Raw genomic sequence first — 23,098 nt, forward strand, 5'->3', positions numbered from 1 at the left:
ACGGGGACGGAGAGAATTGGACTCGCGGAGAGTCCCCCTCACCCGGAATTCAAGCGAAGCTTGAATTCCGACCTCTCCCCGCAAGCGGGGAGAGGTGAAGACAGAGAAACACTGGAGCCACCACCATGAACATCCAAGCGCCGGTTAAAGTGGACAAGGCCGAACGCATGCGCAGGGCCCGCGAGGAGGCCTATGCGACGCCGCTTGCGCAATTCCACCCCGGCGCGCCCAGGCTGTTCCAGGACGACACGCTGTGGCCGTGGTTCGAACGGCTGCGCAAGGAAGAGCCGGTGCATTACTGCACCAATGCGCCAATCGATCCGTACTGGTCGGTGGTGAAATACAACGACATCATGCATGTCGACACCAGTCACGGCGTCTTCTCCTCGGACTCGACGCTCGGCGGCATCGGGATTCGCGACGTGCCGCAGGGCTATGACTGGCCGAGCTTCATCGCGATGGACCAGCCCACGCATTCGTCGCAGCGCAAGACGGTGTCGCCGATGTTCACGCCGACGCATCTGGACGAGCTGGCAAAACTGATCCGCCAGCGCGCGCAGGCCGTGCTGGACAATCTGCCGCGCAACGAGACCTTCAATTTCGTCGAGCGCGTCTCGATCGAGCTGACGACGCAGATGCTGGCGACCCTGTTCGATTTCCCCTGGGAAGAGCGGCGCAAGCTGACACGCTGGTCGGATGTCGCGACCGCGCTGCCCAAGAGCGGCATCGTTGCGTCGGCCGAAGAGCGCCGCCGCGAGATGGACGAATGCTACGCCTACATGTCGAAGCTGTGGAACGAGCGCGTCAATTCCGCGCCGCGCAACGATCTCTTGTCGCTGATGGCGCATAACGATGCCACGCGCTTCATGGATCCCGACAATTTGATGGGCAACATCATCCTGCTCATCGTCGGCGGCAACGACACCACCCGCAACACCATGACCGGCTCGGTGCTGGCGCTGAACGAGAATCCGGACCAGTACGAGATGCTGCGCGCCAATCCGGAGCTGATCGATTCCATGGTGCCGGAGGTGATCCGCTGGCAGACGCCGCTGGCGCACATGCGACGCACGGCGCTTGCCGACACCGAGATCGGCGGCAAGCAGATCAAGAAAGGCGACCGCGTCGTGATGTGGTACGTCTCCGGCAATCGCGACGACGAGATGTTCGAGCAGCCGAACGACTTCATCATCGACCGCCCGCGGCCACGCACCCATCTTTCATTCGGCTTCGGCATCCACCGCTGCGTCGGCATGCGGCTGGCCGAGCTTCAGTTGAAGATCGTCTGGGAGGAGATGCTGAAGCGCTTCGACCGGATCGAGGTGGTCGGCGAGCCCAAGCGGATCTATTCGAGTTTCATCAAGGGATATGAGTCGCTGCCGGTGCGGATTCCGGGCTGAGCTCTATCCTCCGTCATTGCGAGGAGCCCTTGCGACGAAGCAATCCAGACTGCCACCGCGGAGGGCTTCTGGATTGCTTCGCTACGCCCGCAATGACGAGTTATTGGATGCGCATGCGCGTCACGGCCGCATCGGCAAGCGCGGCGATGGACCAGCTATAAAATTCCGGCATGACAGGTCGCGCAAGATGCGAAGGCAAACTCGCGCGCGATTGTTCTACCACACGGCATCTAACTCAACTTGATGTCCCAAACCCCTTCCTTGCGGCAGGCGGCGACCTCCTCGCGCAAGAGCGTTGTGACCGCCAGCGAGGCCGTCGAGGCCGGGCGGTCGATCGGAGAGGCGAAAATGAGCTCGCGCGTCATCGGCTTCGAGACGACAGCGGTTTCCAGCCGTCCGTCCGCGACCTCGCCATGGACCGACGAGGGCGGCAACAGCGCAAAGCCGAGGCCTTCCTCGACCAGGCTCGTCAGCACGCGAAACGAATCTGCTTCCAGCTGGACGTTGAGCTTGATCTTGCGCTGCGCGGCGGCGTGCTCGATCAACGCGCGGAGGCCGTGGGAATGACTGGGCAGCACCAGCCGCTGCCGCAGCAGCCAGCCAATGTCGACGTTCTTCTTGCGCGCGAGACCGCAGCCACGCGGGCCGACCGCGACGATGTTGTCGCGGCCGAGGCTCTGTACGTTGAGATGCAGATCGGCGGAACGGCCGTAGAGGATGGCGAGATCCATCTCGCCGCGATGCAGCCATTCGACGATATGACCGCTGTAGCTCTCGACGATGCGCAGCGAGATGCCGGGATATTTTTCGACGCAGCGCCGCGCGAAGCGCGCCGACAGCACGCAGCTCACGGTTGGAACGAGGCCAAGCACGACCTGGCCCGACGGCGGCCCCTTGGCCGACTGGATGTCATCGCGGATCTGGTCGAGTTGCCGCACGATGCCGGAGGTGCGCGCCAGCAGCAGGTGCCCGGCCTCGGTCAGCACCATGCCGCGGCCGTTGCGTGTGAACAGCTCCACGCGCAGCTCGTGTTCCAAAAGCTTGATCTGCCGGCTCAGCGCCGGCTGCGCCACGCGCAACGTGTCGGACGCCTTGCTCAGACTGCCGAGCTCCGCCACGCAACTGAAGGTCCTGAGCTGCCGGAAATCCATGCTTGCCAATCCTGGAAGGCTACTTCATACGCTATAGCAAATGAGCATAGGGGGCTGGCGATGTTTTCACAACGCCAGAGGATTGGCCGGCGTTATCTTGACTGCCGCCATCGATGGGAAACGCCATGAGTGAAGACCACCACACCGAAGATCATTCCGACATCCGCGAAGCCGTCGCAAAGCTTTGCGCGCAGTTTCCCGGCGAATATTGGCGCAAACTCGATCGCGAGATGGCCTACCCCAAGGCCTTCGTCGACGCGCTGACTGAGGCCGGCTATCTCTCGGTGCTGATCCCCGAGGAATATGGCGGCGCGGGCCTGAAGCTTTCGGCCGCGGCGGCGATCCTCGAAGAGATCCAGCGCGCCGGCTGCAATGGCGGCGGCTGCCACGCCCAGATGTACACGATGGGCACGGTGCTGCGGCACGGCAGCGACGAGCAGAAGGCAAAATATCTGCCGAAGGTCGCGAGCGGCGAATTGCGGCTTCAGGCGTTCGGCGTCACCGAGCCGACCAGCGGCACCGACACGACCTCGCTCAAAACGTTTGCACGCAAGGACGGCAATGCCGGCTACATCGTCAACGGCCAGAAGATCTGGACGAGCCGCGCCGAGCATTCCGACCTGATGCTCCTGCTGGCGCGCACCACGCCGAAGGACGAGGTCAAGAAGCGCACGGATGGACTCTCCGTGTTCATCGTCGACATGCGCGAGGCCAAGAACAAGGGCCTCGAGATCCGCCCGATCCGCACCATGATGAACCATGCTACCACCGAAGTGTTTTTTACCGACATGAAGGTGCCGGCGGAGAATCTGATCGGCGAGGAAGGCAAGGGCTTTCGTTACATCCTCTCCGGCATGAATGCCGAGCGCATTTTGATCGCGGCCGAATGCGTCGGCGATGCAAAATGGTTCATCGCGAAGGCGACGAACTATGCCAAGGAGCGCGCAGTGTTCGGCCGGCCGATCGGGCAGAACCAGGGCATTCAATTCCCGATCGCCAAGGCTTACGCCGCGATGCGCGCGGCCGAATTGATGGTGAAGGAAGCGACGCGCAAATACGAAGCTGGCCTGGACTGCGGCGCGGAGGCCAACATGGCCAAGATGTTGGCGGCGGATGCGTCATGGGAAGCGGCGAATGCCTGCGTCCAGACCCATGGTGGCTTCGGCTTCGCGGAGGAATACGACGTCGAGCGCAAATTCCGCGAGACGCGGCTCTATCAGGTGGCGCCGATCTCGACCAACCTGGTGCTGTCCTTCATCGCCGAGCATGTGCTCGGCATGCCCCGCTCGTACTGAGGTCGCACCATGGGAGCACTTGACGGGATCAGGGTGATCGCGGTCGAGCAGGCGGTGGCGGCGCCGTTCTGCTCCTCGCGGCTGGCGGATGCAGGCGCGGAGGTGATCAAGATCGAGCGGCCCGAGGGCGATTTCGCCCGCGGCTATGACGCGGCGGCCAAGGGGCAGAGCAGCTATTTCGTCTGGCTCAACCGCGGCAAGCAATCCGCCGTGGTCGATCTCGCCACGAAAGAAGGCTGCGCCGAGCTGGAGAAGCTGATCGCCAGCGCCGACGTGCTGATCCAGAACCTCAAGCCGGGCTCGATGGACAAGCTCGGCTTTTCGCGCGAGCGTTTGCTAAAGGACTATCCGAAGCTGATCTCGTGCACGATCACCGGCTATGGCGATGAAGGTCCTTATGCGCATCGCAAGGCCTATGATCTCTTGATCCAGGCCGAGAGCGGCCTTGCCTCGATCACCGGCAATCCGGATGGCGCCTCGCGCGTCGGCATGTCGATCGTCGACGTCGCGACCGGCGCGACTGCGCATGCGGCGATTCTGGAGGCGCTGATCGGCCGCGGCCGCACCGGCAAGGGTGCCGACATCCGCATTTCCATGTTCGACGTGATGGCCGACTGGTGCACGGTGCCGCTGCTCAACTCCGAGGCCGGCAATCCGCCCAAGCGCATGGGCCTGCGGCATCCCTCGATCGCGCCCTATGGCGTGTTCACCTCCAGCGACGGCAAGGACATCCTGATCTCGATCCAGAGCGAGCGCGAGTGGAAGACACTTTGCGTGAAGGTTCTGGACCAGCCCGATCTTCCGGCCGATCCGCGCGTCGCCAATATGGTCGAGCGCGTGCGCAATCGCGACTTCACCGACACGACGGTCGCGGATGCCTTCGGCAAGATGACGCGCGACGAGCTGCTGAAGCGGCTGTCGGATGCCGACATCGCCTTTGCCGAGGTCAACACCATGGCCGACCTCTCCAACCATCCGCATCTGCGCCGCATCGAGGTCGACACGCCGCAGGGGCGTGTCAGCTATCCCGCGCCGGCGCCGATCATCGTCGGCGAGACCCGCGCCTACGGCGCCGTGCCCGCCATCGGCGAACGTCCCAAGAAGTAACAGAGCGAGGCGTCATGACCGAGAAGCTCGACATCGATCATCTCAGGCAATGGATCGGCCGCAGCACCGAGGCCACCGACATCGTCACCGCGCAGCTCGTCATGGGTCTGCGCGCGACACTGTTCCAGGACGTCGGCGAACCCAAAAAGGGCGATGCCGCGCCGCTTACGGTGCACTGGTGCCTGGCGCAGCCGGTGTTTCCGATGTCGATGCTCGGCCCCGACGGCCATCCGACCCGCGGCGGCTTCCTGCCGCCGGTGCCGCTGCCGCGCCGGATGTGGGCCGGCGGCGAGATCGAGTTCTTGCAGCCATTACAGGTTGGCGATGAATCGACGCGGACCTCGCGGATCGCCGATGTGCAGGTGAAATCAGGCTCGACCGGCACGCTGTGCTTCGTCTCGGTCGAGCACAGCATCTCCTCGCCGCGCGGCACAGCCATCCGCGAACGGCAGGATATCGTCTATCGCGAGATGACGAGCAGTGCGCCCGCCGGCGGCAAGGCCCCGCCACCGCCGCCAACGGCGCAGCACCGCGAGACGCATGTGTCGGACCCCGTGCTGCTGTTTCGTTATTCGGCGCTGACCTTCAACGGCCACCGCATCCATTACGACCGCGATTACGTGACCAAGGTGGAGGGCTATCCGGGCCTGATCTTCCACGGGCCGTTGCAGGCGGCGCTGATCATCGAGATGGCCGCGAAGCTGCATGGCGGCGAGGCGCCGAGGAAGTTTACCTATCGCGGCTTGCAGCCGCTGTTCGAGGGCACGGAGTTCTCCGTCAACGCCAACGAGACCGAGGCGGGCATGGAACTGTGGACCGCGAACGCGGAAGGACAGCCGACGATGAAGGGCACGGCGGTGTGGTGACGCTCTCTCCTCGTCATTGCGAGGAGCTCTTGCGACGAAGCAATCCAGACTGTCACCGCGGTGACACTCTGGATTGCTTCGCTGCGCTCGCAATGACGGGGTGGGGCTGATAGCGTCGATACACAACAGGGGACGGAAACCATGTCAAAGAACGGCAAGACCGGCAGCAAGTCCGTCACCGTCAAGCAGGCGACTCTCGACCTGCTGCGCTCCTTCGGCATCAAACGCGTGTTCGGCAATCCCGGCTCGACCGAGCTGCCGTTCCTGAGCGACTGGCCCGACGACATCGACTACGTGCTGGCGCTCCAGGAAGCCTCCGCGGTCGGCATGGCCGATGGCTACGCGCAAGCGACGCGCAATGCGGGCTTCGTCAATCTGCATTCGGCGGCCGGCGTCGGCAATGCGCTCGGCAACATCTACACCGCGCATCGCAACCAGACGCCGCTCGTGATCACCGCGGGCCAGCAGGCGCGCTCGATCCTGCCGCTGCAGGCCTTCCTCTATGCCGAGCGGGCCTCGGAGTTTCCGCGGCCTTACGTCAAATATAGCGTCGAGCCAGCGCGGCCCGAGGACGTGCCTGCGGCGATCGCGCGGGCCTATTACACCGCGATGCAGCCGCCCTGCGGGCCGACCTTCGTGTCAGTGCCGATCGACGATTGGGCGCATGCCACGGTGCCGGTCGAAGCACGCAAGGTCAGCCGCGAGATCGGGCCGGAGCCGGACGCGATGAAAGCGCTGGTCGCAGCGCTCGGCTCCGCAAAACACCCTGCGCTCGTCGTCGGCCCCGGAATCGACCGCGCCGGCGCGGTCGATTTGATGGTGTGCGTCGCCGAGAAGACGAAGGCCAGCGTCTGGGTCAGCCCGTTCTCGGCGCGCTGCTCCTTCCCCGAGCGGCATCCGCAATTCGCGGGCTTCCTGCACGCTTCACCCGCGCAACTGTCCGATGCGCTACGCGAGCACGATGTGGTCGTCGTCATCGGCGCGCCGGTGTTTACGTTCCACGTCGAAGGCCATGCGGCGATCTTCGACGGCGGCGCGACGATTTTCCAGATCACGGATGATCCGGATGCGGCGGCGGTCACGCCGGTCGGCACCAGCATCATCGCCACCATGAAGCCCGCACTGAGCATGCTGCTCGACCTGCTGCCGGAGAGCAAACGCACGACGCCAAAAGGCCGCACGCTTCCGCCGGCACCGCAGGCCGCCGATCCGTTGCCGGTCGACTTCCTGCTGCATTCCCTCTCGCAGGCGATGCCGGATGGTAGCTCGCTGGTCGAGGAAGTGCCCTCCCACCGTCCGGCGATGCAAAAGTTCATGCCGATGCGCGGCCAGGACAGTTTCTACACGATGTCGAGCGGCGGCCTCGGCTACTCCCTGCCCGCCGCCGTCGGCATGGCGCTGGGCAAGCCGAACAGCCGCACAGTCTGCCTGATCGGCGACGGCTCGGCGATGTACTCGATCCAGGCACTGTGGACCGCAGTCCAACGAAAGCTGCCACTCACGATCGTCGTCATCAACAATTCCGGCTACGGCGCGATGCGCTCGTTCAGCCAGGTGATGCAGGTGAGGAACGTGCCGGGACTGGAACTGCCGGGGATCGATTTCGTGCGGCTGGCCGAGGGCATGGGCTGCGATGCGGTGCGGGTGAGCAAGGCCGCGGAACTCGGCGAGGCGCTTAAGCGCGGGATGGCGTTCAAGGGGACGAGCCTCGTGGAGGTCGTGGTGGATTCGGCGGTGCCGGTGCTTTACGGACAGAAGCATTAGGGCATTACGACGCCAAAAACCCCCCGTCCGCCGCGAGCACGTGTCCGACGATGTAAGACGACGCGTCGGACGTCAGCCACACCACGGCCTCCGCGACCTCCTCCGGGCTCCCCATGCGCCGCAGCGGCAGGCCGGCGCTCACCGTCGCGATGTCGCCGACGCCGGCGCGCAGCATCATGTCGGTGACGACGCGGCCCGGCGCGATCGCATTGATGCGGATGCCGCGCGGCGCGTTCTCCATCGCCGCCGACCGTGTCAGCGAGATCGCGGCGGCCTTCGAGGCCGAATAGAGCGAAAAGCCGGGATTGGGATTGCGCACGCCGCTGACCGAGGCATTGACGACGATGCTGCCGCGTCCCTGCGCCAGCATCGCCGGCAATTGGTGGCGCAGGCACAGGAATAGCGCGCGGACATTGGTGTCGAACACGCTGTCATAGATATCCATGCCCTGCTCTTCCAGCGGCGCACGGCGCTCCTGGAAGCCGGCATTATTGAAGGCGACGTCGAGCCGGCCGCAACGCTCAACCGCCGTGCCGACGAGGCGCGCGACGTCGTCCTCGCGCGTGATGTCGGTCCTGATCGCAATCGCTTCAGCACCAAGTTCGCGGCACGCCGCGGCGGCAGTCTCGATCTCGGCCTCGCGGCGGCCCGCGACGATGATCGCGTCCGCGCCTTCCGATGCCATTCGAAGCGCCGTGGCGCGGCCGATACCGCTGCCGCCGCCCGTGACGAGGCAGACCTTGCCCCTCATCCGCTGACCGGCCGGCAATGTTCCGCTCATGACCCACTCCAAAACGCTTGCGCGCGGCGTTGCGTGCATATAGTTGTATGATACAACTATATGCCTGGAGTCAAGATGGCCGAGCTTTCGCTGATCGACGACATCCGCGCCGCCTCGCGCCTGATGGTGCGCGAGCTTGGCTTCATGGATGCGACGGTGGCGGCCTCGGACTATCCGCCATCGGCCGTGCATACCATTCTGGAGATCGGCATTCGCGGACCGTTGACCTCGGGCGAGCTCGGTGATTTCCTGCGGCTGGAGAAATCCAGCGTCAGCCGCTTGGTGCGCAAGCTGGTCGATTGCGGCGAGCTCAGGGAGACGCCGGACGAGCTTGATGCCCGCAGTAAGCTGCTGTCGCTGACGGCGAAGGGGCGCCGCACGCTGGAGGCGCTGCACACATTTGGCCGGCAGCAGGTGAGCGGTGCGTTGGCCGTGCTGTCGGACGCGGAGCAGCTCACGGTGCGCGAGGGGATGATGCTCTATGCGCGGGCGTTGCGGCAACGCCGCGACGAGAACGAAGCGGAGGCGGCGGCTTAGTCACACTCTCGGTGTCATCGCCCGCGAAGGCGGGCGATCCAGTACTCCGAAACGGTTGTGGTTGAACCGACAGGCCGCGGCGTACTGGATGCCCCGCCTTCGCGGGGCATGACAGGGTCAATCGCGGAAACTACGTCGGCTACTTCCCAAACTCCTCCCGCATCCTGGCCTGGATCTTCGCCATGCCGCCGATCCAGCGGTCGTAATTTTCGGTCTTCTTGCGCATGTAGCCGAGCACTTGCGGGTGCGGCAGGATCAAAAACGTCTCCTGCTCGAGGCCGGCGAGCACGTCTTTCGCGACCTGCTCGGGCGTGAGATCGCCGTCGCCGGATTGCGGGCCCTTGGGGATCGAGCGCAGCATGTTGGTGTCGACGCCCTGCGGGCACAGGACCGAGACACGGATGTTGTGCGCCTTGTGCGAGATCGCGAGATTCTCCGCAAAGCCCACCGCGGCGTGCTTGGTGGTGGAATAAGCGGGACTGCCGACCTGCGACAGCAGGCCTGCCGCCGAAATCGTATTGAGGAAATAGCCGCCGCCGCGTGCCTTCATGCGGGGGATGAGATGCCGCGCGGCGTAGACATGCGCCATAACGTGAATCGCCCAGCTACGCTGCCACGGCTCGTCCGAGGCGCCGCCGGCATTGACCGACATCGGATCGAAGCCGCCGCCGATGCCGGCATTGGAGCAAAACAGGGCGATCGGGCCGAACTGCCGCTCGGTCTCCTCGATGACATGGGCGATCTCTTTTTCCTGCGCGACGTCGCATCTGAAAGCGGCGCCATCGACCGTGGCCGCGACCGCCCTCGCGTTGGCGGCGTCCATGTCGGCGACGACGATTTTGGCGGCACCCGCTCTATGAAACGCTTCGCACAGCGCCTTGCCGATGCCGTTAGCGCCGCCCGTGACGACCACGACCTTGCCGGTCACCTGCATGCGACGTCTCCCCTCTTTTCATACAGCGCTTCGCTTGTATGCCGCTTGCTTATGCCGCTTCGCGGAACTTAGCTCAGCTCAACACGAGGTCGAGCACCGCGGTATAATGGCATGCGGCGCCGGCCAAGACAAAGCCGTGCCAGATCGCATTCTGGAAGCGCAGCCGCCGCCAGGCGTGGAAGATCACACCAAAACTGTAGAGCAGACCGCCCGCAACGATGAAGTCCAGCACCAGCGCAGGCAGCGCCTTGACCACGCTGTCGTAAAGCATGACGCCGCTCCAGCCCATGGCGAGGTAGATGCCGACGGCAACGCGGTCGAACCGCCCGGGATAGCGAAGCTTCAGCACGATGCCCAGGATCGCCACGCACCAAACGCAGACCAGCAGCGCCAGCGCGAACACGCTGTCCTTCAGCTCCAGGATGAACGGCGTGTAGGTCGCGGCGATCAGGAGATAGATGGCGGAATGGTCGAACCGCCGTAGCGCCCATTTGACGGGCGAGACCGGCCAGAGATTATAGGTCGCCGACAGCACCAGCATCGAGAGCAGGCCCGCGACATAGATCGAGACGCCGACGATGTCGGTGGCGTCGGCATAGACCACCGCCAACACCACCAGCACGGTCGCGGCGACGATGCCCGAGAGCACGCCGATGGCGTGGATGACACCGTCGGCGACCAGTTCCGCGCGGTCGTAATGCCAGGCCACCGCGTCGGCCGCGGCGTGGACGGAATGGGATGCGAGTTGTTTCAATCTGAAGACGGTCATGGCAATCCACAAGGCAAATACAAGGCCACTCTTCTATCGGTCTCCGCAGACCGCCGCGTCGTTCAATCGGCTGATTTACCGACAAAGGCGGTGGAAGTATGAAGCTTGATTTTCCCGATGCAATTGCCACTTTTGTGAACAGTCTCACATTTCCGCCCGCCCCGGGATCCTCAGCGTTCACATGGCATTCACTTTCCAGGATATGGTCGAAGAAGCGCGCCTGTCGGCCCGGGCGCTGATCGACTATGGCGAGCACTTCTTCAACCCGACGGTGCGGCTTGGCGTCACCGGCCTGTCGCGGGCCGGTAAGACCGTATTCATCACCGCGCTGATCCATGGCCTGACGCGCGGCGGCCGGTTTCCGGTGTTCGAGGCCTATGCCTCGGGCCGGATCGCGCGGGCAAATCTGGCACCGCAGCCCGACGATGCCGTGCCGCGCTTTGCCTATGAGAACCATCTGCGCGCGCTGATCGAGGAGCGGCGCTGGCCGAACTCGACGGTCGACATCAGCGAGCTGCGCCTCGTCATCGACTACCAGCGCCCGAACGGCGCCGACCGCACCCTGACGCTCGACATCGTCGACTATCCCGGCGAATGGCTGCTCGACCTGCCGCTGCTGCAAAAGAGTTTTGAGCAATGGTCCGCTGAAAGCCTGGCGCTGTCGCGCGAGACGCCGCGCGCGCATCTTGCCGCCGACTGGCACGCGCACCTTGCAACGCTGAAGCCCGAGGCGCGCGAGGACGAGCAGGCGACGCTGACGGCCGCAAAGCTGTTCAGGGACTATTTGCAAGCCTGCCGCGACGAGCGTTTTGCGATGAGCCTGCTGCCGCCCGGCCGCTTCCTGATGCCCGGCAATCTCAAAGACACACCGGCGCTGACCTTTGCGCCGCTCGACGTCCCCCCAGGCGGCCAGGCACCGGAGGGATCGTTATGGGCGATGATGGTGCGCCGCTATGAGGCCTACAAGGACGTCGTGGTGCGGCCGTTCTTCAGGGATCATTTTGCGCGGCTCGATCGCCAGATCGTGCTGGCCGATGCGCTCGCCGCGTTCAACTCCGGCCCCGAGGCGCTGCACGATCTCGAAGCCGCGCTTGCCGGCATTCTCGATTCCTTCCGCATCGGCCGCAGCACCTTTCTCTCCAGCATGTTCAAGCCGCGCATTGACCGCGTCCTGTTCGCGGCGACCAAGGCGGACCATCTGCACCATTCGAGCCACGACCGGCTCGAGGCCGTACTGCGCCGGGCTGTGACCCGCGCTGTTGCGCGCGCGGAAGATACCGGTGCGCAGATCGACGTCGTCGCGCTCGCCGCCGTCCGCGCCACCCGCGAAGCGCAGGTCGCGCATGGCGGCGACAAATTGCCGTCGATCCTGGGAACGCCGGCGGCCGGCGAAAGCGCCGGCGGCGCATTCTTCGACGGCAACACCGAGGTGGCGACCTTTCCGGGCGACCTGCCGCTGGATCCCGAACCGCTGTTCAACGGCACCGATGCATTCCGCGGGTTGTCGACTGAAGCCGCCGAGAAGAGCGATTTCCGCTTCCTGCGCTTCCGCCCGCCAAAGCTCGAACGCGAGGGCAATGACGAGCCGACGCTGCCACACATCCGCCTCGACCGTGCCTTGCAGTTCCTGATCGGAGACAGGCTGTCATGAACGACCGATCAAAGCCACGGCGGCCGGCGACGTTCCGGCTCGACGATCCCGGCGTCGTCGTCACCGAGGTTGACGAGGCGGCCCGGCTCGGCCGTACCACCATCCAGATCACGCCGGAGCACGATCCATCAACGCTGCCGGTGCCGATCGATCCCGCGCTTCCGGCGCGGCGCGGCTTTCCCTGGGGCGCGCTGTTCTGGTGCGGGCTCGCCGGGCTAACGCTGCTCGGCACCGGGCTTGGCGTCGTGCATCTGATCGAGGATCTGTTTGCGCGCAGCGAAAGCCTCGGCTTCGTGGGCGTTGCCTTCGCCTTCGTCACCGCGCTCGCACTCGCGGTGGTAATCGGACGCGAGGCGTTTGGGCTGGCGCGCCTTGCCACCATCGAAAAACTGCATCAGCGCGCGGCCGCCGTCCTGGCCAGCGACGAGCGCAGGGAGAGCCGGATCATCGTGCAGGACCTGCTCAAGATCGCGCACCAGAATCCGCAGCTCGCGCGCGCCCGCGCCACGCTGGAGAGCCACGCCGGCGAGATCATCGACGGCGCCGACATGATCCGGCTCGCGGAGCGCGAGTTGATGTCACCGCTGGATGCGGAGGCGCGGCGGCTGGTATCGTCAGCCGCGCAAAAAGTCTCGATCGTAACCGCGGTGTCGCCGCGCGCGCTGATCGACGTGCTGTTCGTGTTCGTGGCGTCGCTCCGCCTGATCCGCCAGCTCGCCTTTCTCTATGGCGGCCGCCCCGGCGCGCTCGGCATGATCCGCCTGCTCCGCCACGTCATCGCCCATCTCGCCATCACCGGCGGCATGGCCGCGAGCGACAGCCTGGTGCAGCAGATGCTCGGGCATGGGATCGTGGCGAAGCTGTCGCAGCGGCTGGGCGAAGGCGTGCTGAACGGATTGCTGACGGCGCGGCTGGGTTTGGCTGCGATCGACGTAACACGGCCGCTGCCCTTCGCGGCGTTGCCGCCGCCAAAACTGTCGGATCTCGCGACGGATTTGTTGCGGAAGAAGGACGAGGAGGAGTAGCGGACGCCACGCGCTCGCTGCACCCTCGCCCCTTGTGGGAAAGGGTGGCCCGCCGCATAGCGGCGAGACGGGTGAGGGGTCTCTCTCCGCGAATACAGATCTATCCGTATGGATAGATACCCCTCATCCGGCGCTTCGCGCCACCTCTCCCGCAAGGGGAGAAGGAAGAAGCGCGCCGCGCTAGGCGAGCGAACGCCCTTCAATCTCCCCCGCCAGCACGCGCCACCAAAACAGCGGCGAGTCCTTCGGCGGTGACAGCTCCGGGGTCCAGCCGGTGAGCTTTTCAATCACATAGGTATCGGTCAGAACGCCGCGCCAGCGGCGCTCGACCTGGCCGAGCTGCGCGCGCTTGGCGGGGATGTTCTCCCACACAGACGCGCGATTGTCCGGCTCGCGGCCGACATAGATTCCGGCGTGCTCCTTGATCCGATCCATGCCGGGATCGCCAAACTCCTGGAAGCGGCCCCGTTCGCTGATCTCGATGACGGGCACCCGGCCCCGGAACAGCCAGCGCATCATGGCGTAGGTGCGATAGTCCGTGGTGGCGATCCAGGTCGCGCCGGTCTCATCCAGTGCCGCCTGCGCACGCGCCGCGACCTGCTCGTAGCCGGCTTCGGCGCCTACGGGATCGATCTTGCCGAGGAAATTCCAGGGCGCGGCGACGTAATATAGGAACACGATGACGACGAAGGCGATGCCCGACACGACGGCCGTGTTGAGCCAGAACAGGCTCGACCGGATCAGCCGCGCCGGCCAGTTTTCACGTGACAGCATGACGAGGTTCACGGCCGCAGCGGCAAAACCGACCGGCCACATGAACATCGGCCAGGTGTCGCCGACCCTGAGCGTCAGCGACTTGAAGAGGAAATAGAGAAACGGCACCAGCACCGCGGTCGACAACAGGATCGCGACCGGCTCGCGCGTGCGATAGCCGCGCCATGCCGTCAGCACCAGCCCTGTCAGCACCACCGGCAGCATCACGAATCCGACCAGGCCGAACTGCAGGCCAATGTAGTCGCCGACAGTCCGCCATGAGATGCCGTAATTGGCGGTGGCGCGCACGCCCTGAAAACGGAACGAGGCCCAGTCGTGCTGCGCGTTCCAGATCAGCACCGGCGAGAACATAGCGATCGCGACCAGCACTGCGAGATAAGGATACGGGCTGCGCAGCCAGCGCCAGCGCCAATCCGGCACCAGCAAAAAAGCAGCCACCGCGGGCGCGAACATGATGGCGGTGAATTTCGACAGCATCGACAGCCCGGCGAACAGACCGGCCGCGAGCCACCAGCGTCCGTCGCCGCTCTGCGCGAGCCGCACCAGCGACCACATCATCGCCACCGCGAACGGGATCATGGCGACGTCGGGCGCGACCTTGGCCATCAGCAGGCCGTAATAGAGCGCAGCCTCCGGCATCAGCACCGCAAACATCACCGCGCGTGCATCATGGGTGAGGCGGCGGACGATGTCGGCAAGCAGCAGCTGCGTCACCAGCATCGCGACGATGCCGCCAAAGCGCACGCCAAGCACGGTGTCGCCGAAGATCGCGGTGCCGAAGCGGATGAACCAGGCGATCATGGGGGGATGATCGAGGAAGCTCAGCGCCGTCTCTTTCGACCAGGTCCAGTAATAGGCCTCGTCGGTGCGCAGCTCGAGTCCCGAGGCGTAGACGATGCGCAGCAGCGTCATCGCGGCGATGACCAGCACGGCGATGACGAGGGGCCGGCGCGCGGCGCCGCCGGGGGGCATGGTGATGTCAGGAACTGTCGTCACGGCCGCGCTTTTCGCCAACCTGGGAGGGGGAGTCAATGTCGGGGGCTCCACATGCGATGTCGTCCCGGGCAAGCGAAGCGCAGACCCGGGACGACGGCGGGGGCTTGCCGCGCATGTGATCCCCGAACCTGTCCACCCCCGGAATTAAACGCTAGGCTGGCTGTTCTCCTTCTTGAACTGATACAAGCGAATCATGGCCGCCACCGCATCCTCACGCTTCTCCGAACTGTCCCGCGCCACCAGCGTGCGGCAGGTGCGGCTGGTCTGCGGAATCATCCTGTTCGCCTATGTGGTCAGCCATTTCCTCAACCATGCGCTCGGCAACATCTCGGTCGATGCCATGGAGATCGGGGTCTACTACCACACGCTGTTCTGGCAGTTCCTCCCCGTCGCGATCGTGTTCTACGCGGCCGCGCTCACCCACATGGGGCTCGGCGTCTACGCGTTGTATCAGCGCCGGCAGTTCCGCTGGCGGACGGTCGAACCGCTCCAGCTGGTGCTGGGCTTGAGCATCCCCGCCCTCGTCATGGCGCATGTGATCGGCGTGCGGCTCGGCCAGACGCTGTACGGGCACCAGAAGCTCTATCCGCAGGAGCTCTATCTGTTCTTTGTCGCGTCGAACCGCATCTGGACCATGACGATCCTGCTGATCATCGCTTGGGTGCACGGCTGCATCGGCATCTATTTCTGGCTTCGCCTGAAACCGTTCTTCAAGCGCGCGGCGCCCTATCTGCTCGCGGCCGCGGTGCTGATCCCGACCCTGGCGCTGCTCGGCGTCTACCAGGGCGGCCGCAGTGTCCAGATCGAGGCCGACGACGGAGAGTGGCGTACGCACAATCTCACCCGCCGCCAGCTCGGCACGACGGCTGAGGCCGAGACGCTCGACCGCATCACCGGCGGCCTCACCATCGGCTATGTCGGCCTGCTCGCTTTGGTGCTGGCGGCGCGCGGCGTGCGTGCCTGGCGCGAACGGCGCGGCGGCATGATCGCGCTGTCCTACGGCAACGGCAAAACGTTGCGGGTCCCCAAGGGCCTCTCCGTGCTGGAAGCGAGCCTGCGCCACAACGTTCCCCATGCCAGCGTCTGCGGCGGCCGCGCCCGCTGCTCGACCTGCCGCATCCGCATCATCGGCGATCATGGCGCCCTGCCCGAGCCCTCGCAGCGCGAGGCCTTCGTGCTGACCCGCGTCGGCACCACCGATCCCTCGATCCGGCTTGCCTGCCAGCTCCGGCCGGATTCCGATCTCTCGTTCTTCCAGCTGTTCACGCCGCAGACGCTGTCGGCGGACGGGCAGGCCTCGACATCAGCCAGGATCGGCCAGGAGCGCTATCTCGTTAGCCTGTTCGTGGACATGCGCGGCTCGACGCAGCTTGCCGAGAAGCGGCTGCCGTTCGACACCGTCTTCATCGTCAACCGCTTCCTCGGCGCGGTCTCGCAGGCCGTGATCGAGAATGGCGGCCAGCCGAACCAGTTCGTCGGCGACGGCATGCTGGCGCTGTTTGGGCTCACGGCCGATCCGCAAGACGCCTGCCAGCAGGCGCTGAAGGCTGCCGGCAGCATCGCCGTGCATATCGACGAGCTCAATGAGCTCCTGAGCCACGATCTGCGCCAGCCGATCCGCTTCGGCATCGGCATTCACGGCGGCGAGGTCATCATCGGCGATATCGGCTATCGCGATCACATCGTGTTTACGGCGCTCGGCGATGCCGTCAATGTCGCCGCCCGGCTCCAGGACATGACCAAGACGCTGGCCTGCGAGGCCATCGTCTCCGAGGAAGTCCGCCGTACCGCCGGCCTTGCCGACGATTCGCTGCCGCAACAGGAGGTCGCGATCCGCGGCCGCGACGAACCGATGGCCGTGCGTGTGGTGGCGGACGCGAGGGGGCTGGCGGCGCTGGTCGATCACGGCGCGCGCGTCGCGGCATGAGGCGCGAACCAGGTAAGAGGTGCGCTCCCTCTCCCGCTTGCGGGCGAGGGAGCGGCGAGTCTGCCGCGCCATTGATCCGCCGCACGAGAGTAATCATCGCGCAACACCGGCTTGCTGCAATGCAACGGCATGGGCCTGCTGCGAAAGCACGAATTGACTTCAACTGAGTCGTTGCGACAGATGGACACAGGATCGCGGTGATGACCGCTGGTCCAACGAAAAGCTCCGGGAGGAGAACCAATGTTCGATCGACGCGACCTGCTCAAAGGGGCGGGCCTGGCCACACTTGGGGCCACACTGAATTCCAGAAAGGCGCTGGCACTCGACACCGTGACGCTGCCCTTCGCCAATGGCGAACGGCCGTTGGTGAAATTTCCGCAGAAGCGGCCGATGATCGGGCTGACCAGCCGGCCGCCGCAGCTCGAGACGCCGTTTGCGATCTTCAACGACGGCCCGCTGACGCCGAACAATGCGTTCTTCGTGCGCTATCATCTGTCCGACTTGCCCTACAATCTCGACCCCGACACGTTCACGCTTCAGGTCAAGGGCAAGGTCGACAAGCCGCTCAAGCTGTCGCTCAAGGACATCAGGAAGATGAAGGCGACGGAGATCGTCGCCGTCAACCAGTGCTCCGGCAACAGCCGTGGCCTCGTAGAGCCGCGCGTTGCCGGCGGCCAGCTCGCCAATGGCGCGATGGGCAATGCGCGCTGGCGCGGCGTGCCGCTGAAGACGGTGTTGGAAATGGCGGGCGTGCAGAGCGGCGCCAAACAGGTGACGTTCGGCGGCATGGATGGTCCGGTCAGCGACAAGACGCCCGACTTCGTCAAGGCGCTCGATCTCGATCACGCCACCGACGGCGAGGTGATGCTCGCCTATGGCATGAATGGCGAGGATTTGCCGTTCCTCAACGGCTTCCCGCTCCGCCTGGTCGTGCCCGGCTATTACGGCACCTACTGGGTCAAGCACCTCAACGAGATCACCGTCGTCGATAACGTGTTCGATGGCTTCTGGATGAAGTCGGCCTACCGGATTCCCGATACGCCGAACAATGCGATCGAGCCGGGCACTGCGCCAAAGGCGACGATCCCGATCAACCGCTTCACCATCCGCTCCTTCATCACCAACGTGCCCGACGGCGCCAAGCTGAAGGCGGGACGCACGACCTTGCGCGGCATCGCGTTCGACGGCGGCAAGGGCATCAAGGATGTCCAGGTCTCGACCGATAGCGGCAAGACCTGGACGAGCGCCAAGCTCGGCAAGGATCTCGGCAAATACTCCTTCCGCGAATGGATGCTGCCGGTGAAGCTCGCGGCCGGCCAGGCCGAGCTGAAGGTTCGCGCCACCGGCAATGGCGGCGAGACGCAGCCGGATACGCCGCGCTGGAATCCGGCGGGTTATCTGCGCAACGTCGTCGAAACCGTCCGCGTCAGCGTGGCCTGAGGGAGAATGATCATGCAGCGCACCGTTCTCCTCGCCAGCACGCTCGCCTTCGCCGCCTGGTCAAGTTCAGCACTCGCGGCACCGGTCAATTACAAGACCCCCGATGAGGTCGCGGCGTTCAAGCCCGGGCCCAATCTCGAAATCGTGCAGGGCAATTGCACCGCCTGCCACTCGTCCGACTACATCAACACGCAGCCGCCGATGAAGGACAAGAAGGCCTTCTGGCAGGCCGAGGTGACCAAGATGATCAAGGTCTATGGCGCACCGATCGACGATGCCGATGTCGGCAAGATTGTCGATTATCTGGCCACGACGTATTGACGGATGGCGCGCTTTCTTACCCTCCCCTGGAGGGGGAGGGTCGATCGCGCGTAGCGCGAGCGGGGTGGGGTGATCTCTCCACTCGGGCAGTGCTCACCGCGGATAGACCGTCACCCCACCCCGCTGCGCATTGCGCTTCGCTCCATGCGCAGCGACCCTCCCCCTCCAGGGGAGGGTAAGGAAGAACCGCGACTCTCGTCCTACAGCACTGCGCGTGCCGTCTCGGTCAATTGACCGCGAAACGGGCAAAACCGGTAGAAACGCCGCGAAGTTGAGCGGAATTCGGCGAAAGGCAGATGTGGTTTGAGCTACCAAGCCGACCACAATCCGCGTATCCTGTTAGGACCGAACCGGCCGGTTGGCGGGGACTGGCGGTTCGAGATCTCGGAGGAAGACCCGCGGAGAAGACGTGATGCCCAAAGGTACGGTCAAGTGGTTCAACCCGACGAAGGGTTATGGATTTATCCAGCCTGCGTCGGGCGGCAAGGATGTGTTCGTGCATATCTCGGCAGTTCAGAAAGCCGGTCTGTCGTCCCTGAACGAAGGACAGACGGTGGAATACGAAGAGATCGCTAACCGAGGCAAGAGCTCCGCAGAGAACCTCAAAGTATAAGCCCATCGGCTTTTGCCGCCTCCCGGATCGATCCGCGAGCAGGGCCAAGAAAATTTTAAAAGACGGTCAGTGCATTCGACGACAGGCGTTGCGACTGCACACGGAGAGGTATTTTGTCCGCGAAGACCGCCCGTTCAACGCCACGGCAATGACAATCGCGACGGCATTTCCCTAGCCCACCGGCAACGGTGCGTCGCGCTTGATCTCTTCCATCACCGCATAGGTCCGCGTCTCGCGCACACCCGGCATCGACAGCAGGGTCTCGCCGAGGAAGCGTCGATACGCCGTCATGTCCGCGAGCCGCGCCTTCACAAGATAGTCGAAGCCGCCGGCAACCATGTGACACTCCAGCACTTCGGGCGCGAGTTTCACCGCGCGCGCGAAACGCTCGAAATTATCCGGCGTGGTCTTGTCGAGCAGCACCTCGACGAACACCAGAAGACCGAGGCCAAGCCGGTGCGGATTGAGCCGCGCGCCGTAGCCCTCAATAAAGCCCTCCCGCTGCAACCGCTTCAGCCGCTCGCCGATCGAGGTCGGCGACAGCCCGATGCGTTCGGCGAGCTCGACATTGGCGATGCGCCCATCTTCCTGCAAAATAGAGAGGATTCTCCGGTCGATGCGATCGAGTTCCATATTTTATCTGGCTGGAGCGATGTCTATCTTCATTTCCTAAGGCAAACCGGCTAATTTGTCTATCGAACTACGGTCACACGGGCTTTATCCTGCGTTTCGATCACAGGACACGCCATGCCGAACATCCCGCCGCCCTTCACCGCCGCTTACGCGCCCGATGATGCCGAGATTGCCGCGCGCCTGCTGCCGGCCTCGCATCTCGGCCCGCCGCAGGAGGCGCGGATCGACAAGACCGCGACGCGGCTGATCGAGGCGATCCGCAAGCGCGACGATCGCTTCGGTGGGGTCGAGGACATGCTGCGGGAGTTCGCACTCTCGACCAAGGAAGGACTGGCACTGATGGTGCTGGCCGAGGCGCTGCTGCGCGTCCCGGACGCGCGCACCGCCGACCAGTTCATCGAGGACAAGCTCGGCGAGGGCGATTTCATCCATCACGAGACCAAGTCCACCGCGTTCCTGGTCAACGCATCGGCCTGGGCGCTCGGCCTGTCGGCGCGGGTGATACAGCCCGGCGAGACACCCGACGGCACCATCGGCCGGCTGGTGAAGCGGCTGGGCGCACCCGCGGTGCGCACCGCCACGCGCCAGGCCATGCGGCTGATGGGCAATCATTTCGTGCTGGGCGAGACCATCGCGCAGGCACTGGAGCGGGGTAAGCCGCGCTCGGGTGAAAGGCCGCGCTATTCCTTCGACATGCTAGGCGAAGGCGCGCGCACGGCCGCGGACGCCAAGCGTTACTTCGACGCCTATGCGAGCGCGATCGAGACCATCGGCAAGGCGGCAGGCAACCATCCCCTGCCCGACCGGCCCGGCATCTCGGTCAAGCTCTCGGCACTGCATCCTCGCTTCGAGGCGATCAGCCACCACCGCGTGATGGCCGAGCTGGTGCCGCAACTGCTGGACCTCGCGCAACGCGCCAAGGCCTATGACCTCAACTTCACCGTCGATGCCGAGGAAGCCGACCGGCTGGAGCTGTCGCTCGACGTGATCGCGGCAACGCTCGCCGATCCCTCGCTGAGAGGCTGGGATGGATTTGGGCTGGCGATCCAGGCCTATCAGAAGCGCGCCAGCGCGGTGATCGACTATGTCGATGCGCTCGCCCGCGCACATGACCGCAAGCTGATGGTGCGGCTGGTCAAGGGCGCCTATTGGGACACCGAGATCAAGCGCGCGCAGGAGCGCGGGCTCGACGGCTATCCCGTGTTCACGCGCAAGGCGATGACGGATCTGAATTACGTCGCCTGCGCGTCAAAACTACTGGCCTTGCGACCGCGCATCTTCCCGCAATTCGCCACCCACAATGCGCTGACGGTCGCGACCGTGCTGGAGCTTGCCGGGAACGACGGCGGTTTCGAATTCCAGCGCCTGCACGGCATGGGCGAAGCGCTCTACGAGCAGCTTGCCAAGGATCACCCTGAGATCGCCTACCGCACCTATGCGCCGGTCGGCAGCCATCGCGATTTGCTCGCCTATCTGGTGCGGCGGCTGCTTGAGAACGGCGCCAATTCATCGTTCGTGGCGCAGGCGGCCGATTATCGCGTCCCGCTCCCGGCGCTGCTGCAGCGCCCGGCGGATGCCATCGTCCGGCCGCAAGCGGCGGCGCATTCGAAGATTCCGCTGCCGGGCGATCTGTTCGCGCCGGAGCGGCGCAATTCACGCGGCGTTGAATTCGGAGCCCGCACCGCGCTCGATCAGTTGCTGGCAGACGTCAAAGCCGAGACGGCCGACCTCAAGCCGGTCGCCGATGCAACGCCGGATCAGGCCAATGCGGCGGTGACCGCAGCACGCGCAGGCTTTGCCGCCTGGAGCCGGACGCCGGCAGCCGTACGTGCGGCGGCGCTGGAGCAGGCCGCGCATCTGCTGGAGAACCGCAGCGCCCATTTCATCGCGCTGCTGCAGGCCGAGGGCGGCAAGACGCTCGACGATGCGCTGTCGGAGCTGCGCGAAGCCGCCGACTTCTGCCGCTATTATGCCGCGCAGGGCCGAACACTGTTCGGCAGCGAGACGGCGATGCCGGGACCGACCGGCGAGAGCAATGCGCTCGCCATGCGCGGCCGCGGCGTCTTCGTGGCGATCTCGCCCTGGAATTTTCCGTTGGCGATTTTCCTCGGCCAGGTCACGGCGGCGCTGATGGCCGGCAACAGCGTGGTGGCAAAACCCGCCGAGCAGACGCCGCGCATCGCGCGCGAAGCGGTAGCCCTGCTGCACGAGGCCGGCATCCCCAAAAGCGCGCTGCATCTCGTCACCGGCGACGGCCGCATCGGCGCTGTCCTGACCGCGCACGCTGACATCGCCGGAATCGTCTTTACCGGCTCGACCGAGGTCGCGCGCCTGATCAACCGGACGCTCGCCGCCAAGGACGGGCCGATCGTGCCGCTGATCGCGGAGACCGGCGGCATCAACGCCATGATCGCAGATGCGACCGCACTGCCCGAGCAGGTCGCCGATGATGTCGTGACGTCCGCATTTCGTTCCGCCGGCCAGCGCTGCTCGGCACTACGGCTGCTGTTCGTGCAGGAAGATGTTGCCGACCGCATGATCGAGATGATCGCGGGCGCGGCGCGTGAGTTGAAGATTGGCGATCCCTCTGACGTCGCAGCCCATGTCGGCCCGGTGATCGACGTTGAGGCCAAGCAGCGGCTCGATGCGCACATCGCGCGGATGACGAGCGAAGCGCGACTGCATTTTGCAGGCTCCGCGCCGGAGGGCTGCTTCGTCGCGCCGCATATCTTCGAGCTCAGGGATGCCGCAGAGCTCACCGAGGAGGTGTTTGGCCCGATCCTGCATGTGGTGCGCTACCGTGCCGAGAATCTCGAACGCGTGCTGCAAGCGATCGAGCGCACCGGCTACGGTCTCACGCTCGGAATCCACTCCCGCATCGACGACACGGTCGAGGCCATCATCGACCGCGTTCAGGTCGGCAATATCTACGTCAACCGCAACATGATCGGCGCCGTGGTCGGTGTGCAGCCATTCGGCGGGAACGGCCTATCCGGAACGGGCCCCAAGGCCGGCGGCCCGCATTACCTCGCGCGCTTTGCCACCGAGCAGATCGTGACGATCAACACCGCCGCAGCCGGCGGCAACGCCGCACTGCTCGCGGGCGAGGAATAG

Annotated in this window: 19 protein-coding genes; 13 read left to right on the top strand and 6 right to left on the bottom strand. The window is 65.0% G+C overall.

Annotated elements, in window-relative coordinates; all coding sequences use genetic code 11:
* The first annotated feature begins 125 nt into the window (after window positions 1–125).
* Complete coding sequence (locus IVB29_RS12520; RefSeq protein ID WP_247503676.1) at window positions 126–1,400, top strand: cytochrome P450; 1,275 nt, start codon at window positions 126–128, stop codon at window positions 1,398–1,400.
* Window positions 1,401–1,630: 230 nt separating this feature from the next.
* On the opposite strand, the gene IVB29_RS12525 is transcribed toward IVB29_RS12520, so the two are convergent.
* The gene (locus IVB29_RS12525; protein WP_247503677.1) at window positions 1,631–2,551 is read right to left on the bottom strand and encodes a LysR substrate-binding domain-containing protein; all 921 of its coding nucleotides are present in this window, start codon (window positions 2,549–2,551) and stop codon (window positions 1,631–1,633) included.
* Window positions 2,552–2,676: 125 nt separating this feature from the next.
* Between IVB29_RS12525 and IVB29_RS12530 the strand changes: the two genes are divergently transcribed.
* The 4 genes from IVB29_RS12530 to mdlC all read left to right on the top strand — a co-directional run bounded on the left by IVB29_RS12530 (window position 2,677) and on the right by mdlC (window position 7,583).
* Window positions 2,677–3,846: an acyl-CoA dehydrogenase family protein gene (locus IVB29_RS12530; protein ID WP_247503678.1), complete on the top strand. Its 1,170-nt coding sequence runs from the start codon at window positions 2,677–2,679 to the stop codon at window positions 3,844–3,846.
* Between the two features lie 9 nt (window positions 3,847–3,855).
* Window positions 3,856–4,953: a CaiB/BaiF CoA-transferase family protein gene (locus IVB29_RS12535; protein WP_247503679.1), complete on the top strand. Its 1,098-nt coding sequence runs from the start codon at window positions 3,856–3,858 to the stop codon at window positions 4,951–4,953.
* A 14-nt stretch (window positions 4,954–4,967) separates the two neighbouring features.
* Window positions 4,968–5,819 (top strand): MaoC family dehydratase N-terminal domain-containing protein, encoded by an 852-nt coding sequence (locus tag IVB29_RS12540; RefSeq protein ID WP_247503680.1) that lies wholly within the window; start codon window positions 4,968–4,970, stop codon window positions 5,817–5,819.
* 141 nt (window positions 5,820–5,960) lie between these two features.
* A complete protein-coding gene (gene mdlC / locus IVB29_RS12545) occupies window positions 5,961–7,583 on the top strand; it encodes a benzoylformate decarboxylase (RefSeq protein ID WP_247503681.1) in 1,623 nt (540 codons plus the stop codon).
* Between the two features lie 4 nt (window positions 7,584–7,587).
* On the opposite strand, the gene IVB29_RS12550 is transcribed toward mdlC, so the two are convergent.
* Window positions 7,588–8,364 carry a glucose 1-dehydrogenase gene (locus tag IVB29_RS12550; RefSeq protein ID WP_247503682.1) on the bottom strand — a complete coding sequence of 259 codons (777 nt, stop codon included), beginning with the start codon at window positions 8,362–8,364 and terminating at the stop codon, window positions 7,588–7,590.
* Between the two features lie 75 nt (window positions 8,365–8,439).
* On the opposite strand from IVB29_RS12550, the gene IVB29_RS12555 reads away from it, so the two are divergent.
* Window positions 8,440–8,901 carry a MarR family transcriptional regulator gene (locus IVB29_RS12555; RefSeq protein WP_247503683.1) on the top strand — a complete coding sequence of 154 codons (462 nt, stop codon included), beginning with the start codon at window positions 8,440–8,442 and terminating at the stop codon, window positions 8,899–8,901.
* Between the two features lie 139 nt (window positions 8,902–9,040).
* Here the strand turns inward: IVB29_RS12555 and IVB29_RS12560 are convergent, their stop codons facing one another.
* A complete protein-coding gene (locus IVB29_RS12560; protein WP_247503685.1) occupies window positions 9,041–9,835 on the bottom strand; it encodes an SDR family oxidoreductase in 795 nt (264 codons plus the stop codon).
* Between the two features lie 73 nt (window positions 9,836–9,908).
* Complete coding sequence (locus IVB29_RS12565; RefSeq protein WP_247503686.1) at window positions 9,909–10,604, bottom strand: hemolysin III family protein; 696 nt, start codon at window positions 10,602–10,604, stop codon at window positions 9,909–9,911.
* Window positions 10,605–10,785: 181 nt separating this feature from the next.
* Here IVB29_RS12565 and IVB29_RS12570 point away from each other — a divergent pair, with 181 nt between their 5' ends.
* Together IVB29_RS12570 and IVB29_RS12575 are read left to right on the top strand one after the other, a co-directional pair.
* On the top strand, window positions 10,786–12,255 hold the full coding sequence (locus IVB29_RS12570) for a YcjX family protein (protein WP_247503687.1): 1,470 nt from the start codon (window positions 10,786–10,788) through the stop codon (window positions 12,253–12,255).
* On the top strand, window positions 12,252–13,280 hold the full coding sequence (locus IVB29_RS12575; RefSeq protein WP_247503688.1) for a TIGR01620 family protein: 1,029 nt from the start codon (window positions 12,252–12,254) through the stop codon (window positions 13,278–13,280). The genes IVB29_RS12570 and IVB29_RS12575 overlap by 4 nt, the downstream gene beginning before the upstream one ends.
* Before the next feature lie 180 nt (window positions 13,281–13,460).
* On the opposite strand, the gene IVB29_RS12580 is transcribed toward IVB29_RS12575, so the two are convergent.
* Window positions 13,461–15,026, bottom strand: a complete 1,566-nt coding sequence (locus tag IVB29_RS12580) for a glycosyltransferase family 39 protein (RefSeq protein ID WP_247504300.1) — start codon at window positions 15,024–15,026, stop codon at window positions 13,461–13,463.
* Window positions 15,027–15,243: 217 nt separating this feature from the next.
* Between IVB29_RS12580 and IVB29_RS12585 the strand changes: the two genes are divergently transcribed.
* The 4 genes from IVB29_RS12585 (at window position 15,244) to IVB29_RS12600 (ending at window position 19,351) form a co-directional block, all read left to right on the top strand.
* On the top strand, window positions 15,244–16,977 hold the full coding sequence (locus tag IVB29_RS12585) for an adenylate/guanylate cyclase domain-containing protein (protein WP_247503689.1): 1,734 nt from the start codon (window positions 15,244–15,246) through the stop codon (window positions 16,975–16,977).
* A 240-nt stretch (window positions 16,978–17,217) separates the two neighbouring features.
* Window positions 17,218–18,417, top strand: coding sequence for a molybdopterin-dependent oxidoreductase (locus IVB29_RS12590; RefSeq protein ID WP_247503690.1), 1,200 nt, complete (start codon window positions 17,218–17,220; stop codon window positions 18,415–18,417).
* 12 nt (window positions 18,418–18,429) lie between these two features.
* Window positions 18,430–18,738: a cytochrome c gene (locus tag IVB29_RS12595; protein WP_247503691.1), complete on the top strand. Its 309-nt coding sequence runs from the start codon at window positions 18,430–18,432 to the stop codon at window positions 18,736–18,738.
* A 412-nt stretch (window positions 18,739–19,150) separates the two neighbouring features.
* Entirely contained in the window at window positions 19,151–19,351 is a 201-nt protein-coding gene (locus tag IVB29_RS12600) for a cold-shock protein (protein WP_247503692.1), read from the top strand.
* A 171-nt stretch (window positions 19,352–19,522) separates the two neighbouring features.
* Here the strand turns inward: IVB29_RS12600 and IVB29_RS12605 are convergent, their stop codons facing one another.
* Window positions 19,523–19,984, bottom strand: coding sequence for an Lrp/AsnC ligand binding domain-containing protein (locus tag IVB29_RS12605; RefSeq protein ID WP_247503693.1), 462 nt, complete (start codon window positions 19,982–19,984; stop codon window positions 19,523–19,525).
* Between the two features lie 114 nt (window positions 19,985–20,098).
* Here IVB29_RS12605 and putA point away from each other — a divergent pair, with 114 nt between their 5' ends.
* The gene (gene putA / locus IVB29_RS12610; RefSeq protein WP_247503694.1) at window positions 20,099–23,098 is read left to right on the top strand and encodes a bifunctional proline dehydrogenase/L-glutamate gamma-semialdehyde dehydrogenase PutA; all 3,000 of its coding nucleotides are present in this window, start codon (window positions 20,099–20,101) and stop codon (window positions 23,096–23,098) included.

The sequence above is a fragment of the Bradyrhizobium sp. 1 genome, assembly GCF_023073315.1.
Lineage (GTDB): Bacteria > Pseudomonadota > Alphaproteobacteria > Rhizobiales > Xanthobacteraceae > Bradyrhizobium.

Coding starts and splice junctions, on each gene's coding strand:
- IVB29_RS12530 (WP_247503678.1), top strand. CDS start 2,677: ATGAGTGAAGACCACCACACCGAAGATCATTCCGACATCCGCGAAGCC.
- IVB29_RS12555 (WP_247503683.1), top strand. CDS start 8,440: ATGGCCGAGCTTTCGCTGATCGACGACATCCGCGCCGCCTCGCGCCTG.
- IVB29_RS12560 (WP_247503685.1), bottom strand. CDS start 9,835: ATGCAGGTGACCGGCAAGGTCGTGGTCGTCACGGGCGGCGCTAACGGC.
- putA (WP_247503694.1), top strand. CDS start 20,099: ATGCCGAACATCCCGCCGCCCTTCACCGCCGCTTACGCGCCCGATGAT.
- IVB29_RS12525 (WP_247503677.1), bottom strand. CDS start 2,551: ATGGATTTCCGGCAGCTCAGGACCTTCAGTTGCGTGGCGGAGCTCGGC.
- IVB29_RS12520 (WP_247503676.1), top strand. CDS start 126: ATGAACATCCAAGCGCCGGTTAAAGTGGACAAGGCCGAACGCATGCGC.
- IVB29_RS12605 (WP_247503693.1), bottom strand. CDS start 19,984: ATGGAACTCGATCGCATCGACCGGAGAATCCTCTCTATTTTGCAGGAA.
- IVB29_RS12600 (WP_247503692.1), top strand. CDS start 19,151: ATGCCCAAAGGTACGGTCAAGTGGTTCAACCCGACGAAGGGTTATGGA.
- IVB29_RS12580 (WP_247504300.1), bottom strand. CDS start 15,026: ATGCCCCCCGGCGGCGCCGCGCGCCGGCCCCTCGTCATCGCCGTGCTG.
- IVB29_RS12535 (WP_247503679.1), top strand. CDS start 3,856: ATGGGAGCACTTGACGGGATCAGGGTGATCGCGGTCGAGCAGGCGGTG.
- IVB29_RS12585 (WP_247503689.1), top strand. CDS start 15,244: ATGGCCGCCACCGCATCCTCACGCTTCTCCGAACTGTCCCGCGCCACC.
- IVB29_RS12565 (WP_247503686.1), bottom strand. CDS start 10,604: ATGACCGTCTTCAGATTGAAACAACTCGCATCCCATTCCGTCCACGCC.
- IVB29_RS12540 (WP_247503680.1), top strand. CDS start 4,968: ATGACCGAGAAGCTCGACATCGATCATCTCAGGCAATGGATCGGCCGC.
- IVB29_RS12595 (WP_247503691.1), top strand. CDS start 18,430: ATGCAGCGCACCGTTCTCCTCGCCAGCACGCTCGCCTTCGCCGCCTGG.
- IVB29_RS12575 (WP_247503688.1), top strand. CDS start 12,252: ATGAACGACCGATCAAAGCCACGGCGGCCGGCGACGTTCCGGCTCGAC.
- IVB29_RS12550 (WP_247503682.1), bottom strand. CDS start 8,364: ATGAGCGGAACATTGCCGGCCGGTCAGCGGATGAGGGGCAAGGTCTGC.
- IVB29_RS12590 (WP_247503690.1), top strand. CDS start 17,218: ATGTTCGATCGACGCGACCTGCTCAAAGGGGCGGGCCTGGCCACACTT.
- IVB29_RS12570 (WP_247503687.1), top strand. CDS start 10,786: ATGGCATTCACTTTCCAGGATATGGTCGAAGAAGCGCGCCTGTCGGCC.
- mdlC (WP_247503681.1), top strand. CDS start 5,961: ATGTCAAAGAACGGCAAGACCGGCAGCAAGTCCGTCACCGTCAAGCAG.